General features: G+C 55.1%; 9 protein-coding genes and 2 pseudogenes. 4 read left to right on the top strand and 7 right to left on the bottom strand.

The genetic code is table 11. From position 1 onward, the window contains the following. Positions 1-282: 282 nt before the first annotated feature. From ACYQ3M_RS11330 to ACYQ3M_RS11345, 4 genes and pseudogenes are all read right to left on the bottom strand, one after another. On the bottom strand, positions 283-546 hold the full coding sequence (locus ACYQ3M_RS11330) for a hypothetical protein (protein ID WP_460036195.1): 264 nt from the start codon (positions 544-546) through the stop codon (positions 283-285). 301 nt (positions 547-847) lie between these two features. Next, positions 848-1,408 (bottom strand): annotated as a pseudogene (locus tag ACYQ3M_RS11335) (exodeoxyribonuclease V subunit gamma); the annotation flags it as partial. 3 nt (positions 1,409-1,411) lie between these two features. Then, positions 1,412-1,582 carry a hypothetical protein gene (locus ACYQ3M_RS11340; protein WP_460036196.1) on the bottom strand — a complete coding sequence of 57 codons (171 nt, stop codon included), beginning with the start codon at positions 1,580-1,582 and terminating at the stop codon, positions 1,412-1,414. 65 nt (positions 1,583-1,647) lie between these two features. Then, entirely contained in the window at positions 1,648-1,893 is a 246-nt protein-coding gene (locus tag ACYQ3M_RS11345) for a helix-turn-helix domain-containing protein (protein WP_460036197.1), read from the bottom strand. A 589-nt stretch (positions 1,894-2,482) separates the two neighbouring features. Between ACYQ3M_RS11345 and ACYQ3M_RS11350 the strand changes: the two genes are divergently transcribed. The 4 genes from ACYQ3M_RS11350 (at position 2,483) to ACYQ3M_RS11365 (ending at position 5,489) form a co-directional block, all read left to right on the top strand. Beyond that, positions 2,483-3,514, top strand: coding sequence for a hypothetical protein (locus tag ACYQ3M_RS11350; RefSeq protein WP_460036198.1), 1,032 nt, complete (start codon positions 2,483-2,485; stop codon positions 3,512-3,514). Positions 3,515-3,516: 2 nt separating this feature from the next. Continuing rightward, complete coding sequence (locus tag ACYQ3M_RS11355; protein ID WP_460036199.1) at positions 3,517-4,275, top strand: ParA family protein; 759 nt, start codon at positions 3,517-3,519, stop codon at positions 4,273-4,275. Beyond that, the gene (locus ACYQ3M_RS11360) at positions 4,268-5,260 is read left to right on the top strand and encodes a ParB/RepB/Spo0J family partition protein (protein WP_460036200.1); all 993 of its coding nucleotides are present in this window, start codon (positions 4,268-4,270) and stop codon (positions 5,258-5,260) included. Before ACYQ3M_RS11355 ends, ACYQ3M_RS11360 begins: the two co-directional genes overlap by 8 nt. Positions 5,261-5,366: 106 nt before the next feature. Further along, positions 5,367-5,489, top strand: a complete 123-nt coding sequence (locus ACYQ3M_RS11365) for a hypothetical protein (protein WP_460036201.1) — start codon at positions 5,367-5,369, stop codon at positions 5,487-5,489. 56 nt (positions 5,490-5,545) lie between these two features. Here the strand turns inward: ACYQ3M_RS11365 and ACYQ3M_RS11370 are convergent, their stop codons facing one another. The 3 genes and pseudogenes from ACYQ3M_RS11370 to ACYQ3M_RS11380 form a co-directional block, all read right to left on the bottom strand. Continuing rightward, positions 5,546-5,905 carry a PIN domain-containing protein gene (locus tag ACYQ3M_RS11370; RefSeq protein ID WP_460036202.1) on the bottom strand — a complete coding sequence of 120 codons (360 nt, stop codon included), beginning with the start codon at positions 5,903-5,905 and terminating at the stop codon, positions 5,546-5,548. Positions 5,906-5,911: 6 nt separating this feature from the next. Further along, the gene (locus tag ACYQ3M_RS11375; RefSeq protein ID WP_460036203.1) at positions 5,912-6,154 is read right to left on the bottom strand and encodes a FitA-like ribbon-helix-helix domain-containing protein; all 243 of its coding nucleotides are present in this window, start codon (positions 6,152-6,154) and stop codon (positions 5,912-5,914) included. Between the two features lie 258 nt (positions 6,155-6,412). After that, positions 6,413-6,709, bottom strand: a pseudogene (locus ACYQ3M_RS11380) (Rpn family recombination-promoting nuclease/putative transposase); the annotation flags it as partial.

Raw genomic sequence — 6,709 nt, forward strand, 5'->3', positions numbered from 1 at the left:
GAGGTAAAGGAACTGCTGGATTCCATCGAGAAGGCGACCCCCCACGGTGCACGCGCGTCATGGAGAGTGGCTCCATTTCGCCTATCGTTAGGCGGAACTCGCCGCTTTGGCGCTGGAGCCGGACACCACCCTGCCGGACGGGTACCGGGAGCGCCCTCAGGCTCTGAGATCCCGGATCGATTCTACGCTCACCCGTTGAGTGATGAAGCGCTACGCGAGCCTAATCAACTTGCCGCCTGCGCCGCCGGTGATGCTGCTGTGAGGCGACATGCAAAAATGACCCTATAACGACACGAAGAATTGATCCTTCCTTGAAGAGACAAAGGAGGGATAGGCGTCGGCGATGGAGACGTCGGCCAGATGCCAGGGCAGGGCAGGGCGATCCGGGTGGTCGTCACCGAATACCGCCTCGATGTAGGGGGCGTAGCTGTCGATTTTGGGCACCAGCACCAGGATGTCTTCCGGCTCGAGGCTGTGATCGGCGTTCAGCAGCCCCAGCAGGGTGTCGTGCAAAACCTGGCATTCCCGCAGGGGACTGTGGGCCACGTGGATCTGCAGGGAGCCGTCGGCCTTGGGGAGGGCACGGATCGTCGGGGATTCCTCGCCGCCCTGGAGTTCGAAGATGTCGGCCTGCAGATGCCTGAGCAGGCTGGTTCTCTCCGGCAGGCGAAGGTGCGCGGTTTCGATCGGGGATTCGAAGGCGTCGAGCAGTAGATCCTGGAAGGTCTGGCCTTCCCGACCCCAGGAAGCCAGGGGGATGGCCGGTTTCCTGCAGTTCGGCTGCTTCCGGATCGTGCAGGCGGGTGCAGGCCCGGGCCTTGAGGGAACGCAGGTCGGCCCAGTCCCAGTAGTGTTCGGTGGGGCTCAGCAGCCAGAAGTGCAGTTTGGTGTGCCGGCTCAGAGCGGCGAGCAGGGGCATGAAGCCCGGCGGCAGACTGTGGAGGGCGAAAAAGTCCACCCGCCCGAGCAGGCCGGCCGGTTGTCCGGAGGCCAGCGCCTTGCCCAGGCGGTCGAGGGCGATGACCCGGTGACTGGCGGTGTCCCGGCTGACGTGTCGTCACAGCTCGCCCTGCCAGGCTGGCGGCCCCTTAGGGTGCTCGCCGGCATCCCAGGTTCGAATCCAGTCTGGGCGGTAGTACAGGTAGCGGTCGTAAACGTCGGCTAGGCGCCCGGCCAGCTGGAAGCGGCCGATGCTGTCGCGGCAGCGGTCGAGATAGGCTTTGACGGTTTCGAATCCGGGCCGGGGGGCCAGTTCGGGCAGGGCTTCGTACAGGCGCCAGGTCAGGCGTTCCAGCGACAGCGGATCGTCGGCCGGCAGATCCTTCAGCAGCCCCCGGGCCAGGGACCAGAGAAAGCCGCCGAGGAGGGGATAATCGATGTGGGCGGCGACGCCCAGCTGCTGGGCCAGCTTTCATTGCAGCCACAGGGCGAGGGCCGGGGCGCCGACGACCACGGTCTGGGGCGTCAGCGGCGGGGTGCGACTGGCCATAAGCGCCCTTTTCTGAAACAGGCCGGCCGGCAGCTTAGGCAGACCTTCGATCTCGGTTCCCTGGCGCACTGGAACGGCTATCCTGCCGCTCATGTGGCGCCGTTTTTGCCGCCTCGCCTGCTCCGCTCATGAGCCGTCCGGTTCGATAGGGTGTTTTTTTAGCAGCTGATAGACGTTGGGGCCGGAACGCCGAGAATCTCACTCATGCGGCTCACGTTGCCACCCGCCGTTGTTGGGATGGTTTGTGGTTTGGGCAGGGTGTTGTCGGCTTTCCATGCCTCATACTGCCTGCCCCACTCGACCAGCGCCCAGTTGTAGGCAAAGCGCGCTACACCACATGCGCGGACAAAGTAGGTCGCCTGCGCGTTGTTCGGATCGAGCGCGATCTTGTGGGCGAGAATCATGCTTGCGCCTCCTCAACGGCGCAGACACTGCACCGAGACGCCAAGTACTTCGGCGGCTTCACGAATCGGGACAAGTCTGCTAGCGCTTGACTTTCGGTAATATGGATACAAGCGATCACGCATAATGGGTACAGACGATCACACACCCCCCTTCTTCCTGCCAGCTACCTCCCCTTACAGATCAAAAAAATGGGTACAGACGATCACGAAGAAATGATCCTACCGACTTCTAACCCGTCCAAATGGGTACAAGCGATCACAGAATCTCAAAAAAATGGGTACAAACGCTCACGGGGAATTTGACATGGGTACAAGCGATCACGCTAACTATGCCAAATGTGGGTACAAACGGTCACGGAAAATCTAAATTTTTCCAAAAAAATCAAAATGTTATACGATAATAATCTTCTTTTAACCTTTAATCTTTTTTAACCTTTGTTTTTATCTTGGCCTTCTCGCCCCGAGGAGTAGAGATTCCAGAGGCTCACACCGCCAGTCTCGCTTCCGTGATCGATTGTACCCATGGTTGGTCGATTTCCGCACCTGCAATACAATTAATACAGTTGAGGAAAACCTTATAGGTCCATCCGTGAAGAAGCGGCTCTCAACCCGCCCCCCCCAACAAGTAAGCTACGTCCATCCACAGATGGAGCTCTTCCAAAGCTTCCTCTGCAACAACGAGGAAGAGCGCGACAGGCTCTCAAACACCATTGAGCTCTGGGATGCCATACCAAAGTACATACCTAAAAATGCTCAACAATACTTGAGACAATCCAACGGCATGATGCAGTCCTTAATCAAGACATTCCGCTACCGGGGCAAGGACTTCGAAATGAAGATGTTTCCAGCCCGTATTGAAACACCAAAAGGCGAACAAGACACCTTCCCATCGGAAAGAGAAGAAATCATCGAAGACGCTTTAAGGAAACTTTCCGTCGAAAAAGGGCAAGGGTTCCTAGACCAAGAAGGGGCTGGCGTCTCGTTTACCATAAGACAGTTAAGAAAACTCCTCGAAGAGTCAGGACACGGACTGCCTCAAAAAAGGATTATCGAATCCCTCAAGATTCTCTCGGGCACCATCATTGAACTAACCGAGCTTGGCAGCAAACACGCCTTCTACCGATCTCCAATAATTACCGAAATCGGCGCCGTGAGCCGCATCGACTGGGAGCAGGATCCCAAATCACGATGGTATGTGAGGTTCTCGCCTCTCGTCGCTGAAAGCATTCATAACATTACCTTTCGTCAGTTCGATTTCGCCACAATGATTTCTCATTCATCATCTCTGGCGCGTTGGCTCTACAAACGAATGGCGCACTTATATATTCAGGCCTCACTTATAAACCCCTATCAAATCCGCCTGACCTCTATTAAAAGAGACAGCGGACTACTCAATGCCTCAGCCCTTCGCTTCGATGCCAGAACCATGCGCAAGGCTTTCGATGAAATGATCAATAAGAAAGTACTGTTAAACGTTGAAGAGAATGTCTTCTTTGGCCCCCGAAGATCCATCCAAGATATTCTCTATACCATTACCCCTCATCCTGTTTTCATCAGCCAAGTCAAAGCTGCAAACAAACGCATGAAGCTGTTGGAACAAAACACGCTGACTCAGGATTGATAATGTCTAGAATCATCGCCTTCGCCAACCAAAAAGGTGGAGTTGCAAAAACCACCACGACCATTAATCTAGGAGCTGCTTTGGCCGAAAGAGGCAAGAAGGTTCTTCTGGTTGATGCAGATCCACAGGCTAATCTGACAGTTGGTATCGGACTGGATCCGCTGGAACTCAAAACGACCATCACCCACATCCTGAGTGAGGACAACAAACCGCTCTCAGAAGCCATCCATGAAACAGAGATCGAAAATCTTCAAGTTGTCCCCTCGGACATCGAGCTAGCGGACATTGAATTCTCACTTGTCAACCGGCTTACACGAGAATCCATTCTTAAATCCGCCATCACTCCCGAACTCTGCAAACAATACGACTATATCCTTCTGGATGCCCCGCCTAATCTTGGCATGCTGACAATCAACGTACTCGTAGCTGCCAATGAAGTCGTCATCCCGGTAACCACTCACTTTTACGCGCTTCAAGGATTGACAACCCTGCTAGCCAGACTAGAGCTCATCCAAAAAAAGATCAATCCCCGGCTTAAGATCACAGGCATCTTGGCCACCCGACACAATCCCAGAACCAATCTGGGTAAAGAGGTTATCGAAGCCATCCAAAATTTCGGCCCTCCTGTCTTCAAAACCGTCATCAACGAAGCAATCAGGGTGGCCGAAGCGCCAGCCGTGGGAAAGACCATCATTGACTATTACCCCAAGGGAGTCAGCGCGGAACAGTACCGGCAACTTGCCGAGGAAATCGATGGCTAAAAAATTCAAACTGTCACCCGAAAAGCTAGACAACCTTCAGAAGAACGCGAAGCGCAAATCCAACACTGGCTCCTACCTGGAGACGGATAGCATGGTGGAAATCAGTCTGGATCTCCTAGATCCAGCACCATGGAACGCCAGACGTCACTATGATGAGAAAGCGCTGAATCGGCTTGCGAACGACATCAAAATGCATGGCTTGATCCACCCAGTAACCGTCAGGCCAAAGGAAGATGGCCGGTTCGAAGTCGTTGCAGGAGAGAGGCGATACAGAGCCTGCAAGCTCATCGGGCTGTCAAGCCTGAAGGCTCACATTCGCCAGCTCGACGATGCCACTGCGCATCAAATGTCTCTGCTAGAAAACCTCAATCGTGAGGATCTCAGCCCTTACGAAGAGACACTGGGGTACCTGCAACTCTTGGCGATTAAACTGTCTGGCACCCCCTACTTCACCCAGCTCAAGGCGAAGGGAGTATCGGACCAGGATGCGGCTATCAAGGTACTGAACCGCCTGTGGAACGAAAAGAAGCGTTCCGGTTACCGTGCGACTAATAACGTTATTAGTCCCGAGATTGCAGGAACCAAAACAGAGACGATCGTGGTGTCAGTCTTCGAGGAACTTGGGAAGCTGACGTGGGAGTCTTTTTTTCAAAACAGGTTGCCGATTCTCCGGCTGCCGGATGATCTTATCCAAGCCCTGAACTCCGGAGCGCTGCCATACACAAAAGCCAGAATCCTAGGCAAAATAGAAGATGAAAACACGCGTAGAGCGCTAACAAACGAGGCAATTCAGGACGGCTACTCAGTAGCCAAATTGCGTAAGATTGTCGCAGCCCACGTACCCAGAAAAGATGAAGAGGAATTACTGAACAGACTCAGCCGAATGAGTAGAAAGATCAGATCAGACGGTATTCTGCAAGACAGCAAAAAACGCAGGAAACTGGAAAAGCTGATACAGCAATTTGAAGAACTTATAGCCGATTGACTTCCTCCCCGCCTTGATGGGACAGACCCTGTATGCGCACCTAGACAAAATTAGCCTAAGAACGCCTACATTTCTGTCCGGCTCGTTTTCTGTCTTGCTAGCGTCTATGTGTATCGGCAGGCCTCGCTGCTCGATCCGTACCGGCCTGTTGACCGTCTGGTGCGACAGCGGGCTGCTCAACGCCATCTCGTTGCAGCACGGCGGGCAGACCTTGGGGCGGGCGCTTTAGGTGAAGCTGGCCAATCAACGCGCGCAGGGAGGCTGCGTCGTCGCCTCGGAGGTTGCTCAGCGCTCGATTTCCCGAAAGCGCGCGTCGGCTTCCTGATGCAGGTAGCGCGAGGTGGTTTGGAGACTGGCGTGGCCGAGGTTGTCGCGCACCCAGGTCAGGGCCATTTGACATGCCGCCTGAGCATCGAATGGCAGGCAGCGCCCTGCAAAGTCTTCCGAGAACATCGCCTCGGCCGCCTGTGCTAGCGCCGCCTGACGCGTGCCAGTAGGCATCAAGCCCAAGCCTGATTTCGGCGACGCTAACGGCGCAAATCCATACCTCTTTTCAGGCGCAAGCGCATCGAGCCATGCGACAACCGCATCGTTGGGTTTTGGGCGCATGAATTCAGAGAGCACATTGGTATCGAGCAGGATCACAACGCTTCATCCCAATGGGGGGGGTGTGCGCGGCAGTTGCCGCGCAGGTAAGCAAAAGTCGGCGTCGGCAACGTCGGCAAAGCGCTCTTTGAGCCGTTGCCCGAAAGATTGCGGCTTGGGTGCGTGGGTCAAGGCCTCACGCAGAATGCGCCGGACCTCCTCTTCCATCGATACGCCGTGCTGTGCCGCACGGATGCGTAGCGCTTGCTTGAGGGTGTCGTCCAAATTGCGAATCGTCAAAGTAGCCATGAAACCGAATGTTCGATTGTAATGATTGCATCGTAATCAATGAAATCAATTAAGTCCATGCGTGGCTATGCCGTTTTGGACACGGCGGTCGTGATCGTCTCGATTGCCTCTGGTGGTACAAACGGACGAGGTGCGACTGGCGAGAATCCAGATGCGGAAAATCCACAAAAACTGTAGATTGTTGTGTTGATTACTGCGTAACCGTGGCGTAGCGATGGGGATTTTTCGGACGGTCACGTCGTGACCGTCCAACGTTCGCTACTTGGCAAAGACCTCGTCGAGCGTTTGCGCGTCGAGCACCCGATCCAGCCACCGCTCGACCTCTTCCCGGCTTGCGGTGCTCAAGCGCACCTGCACCGCTTGCGGCAACGGCCCAAAGCGCTTTGTGAGCAGCCGTTGCAAGGTTTGCAGCTCACCGAGGTAGAAACCCTTTTCCTCGCCTCGCTGCAACCCTTTCTCCCACCATTCTTTGGTCCAACTCTCGATGCGTTCGGCCAACATGCTATCGACCTCCAGTAAGTCTGAGACGTCGGGTACCTCGATCGTGCCTTTTTG

This window comes from Methylothermus subterraneus, from assembly GCF_054656915.1.

What these genes read in the sequence shown, in the direction of transcription:
- ACYQ3M_RS11340 (WP_460036196.1), bottom strand. Translation starts at nt 1,582, where the DNA reads ATGAGCGGCAGGATAGCCGTTCCAGTGCGCCAGGGAACCGAGATCGAA.
- ACYQ3M_RS11345 (WP_460036197.1), bottom strand. Translation starts at nt 1,893, where the DNA reads ATGATTCTCGCCCACAAGATCGCGCTCGATCCGAACAACGCGCAGGCG.
- ACYQ3M_RS11355 (WP_460036199.1), top strand. Translation starts at nt 3,517, where the DNA reads ATGTCTAGAATCATCGCCTTCGCCAACCAAAAAGGTGGAGTTGCAAAA.
- ACYQ3M_RS11360 (WP_460036200.1), top strand. Translation starts at nt 4,268, where the DNA reads ATGGCTAAAAAATTCAAACTGTCACCCGAAAAGCTAGACAACCTTCAG.
- ACYQ3M_RS11365 (WP_460036201.1), top strand. Translation starts at nt 5,367, where the DNA reads ATGTGTATCGGCAGGCCTCGCTGCTCGATCCGTACCGGCCTGTTGACC.
- ACYQ3M_RS11375 (WP_460036203.1), bottom strand. Translation starts at nt 6,154, where the DNA reads ATGGCTACTTTGACGATTCGCAATTTGGACGACACCCTCAAGCAAGCG.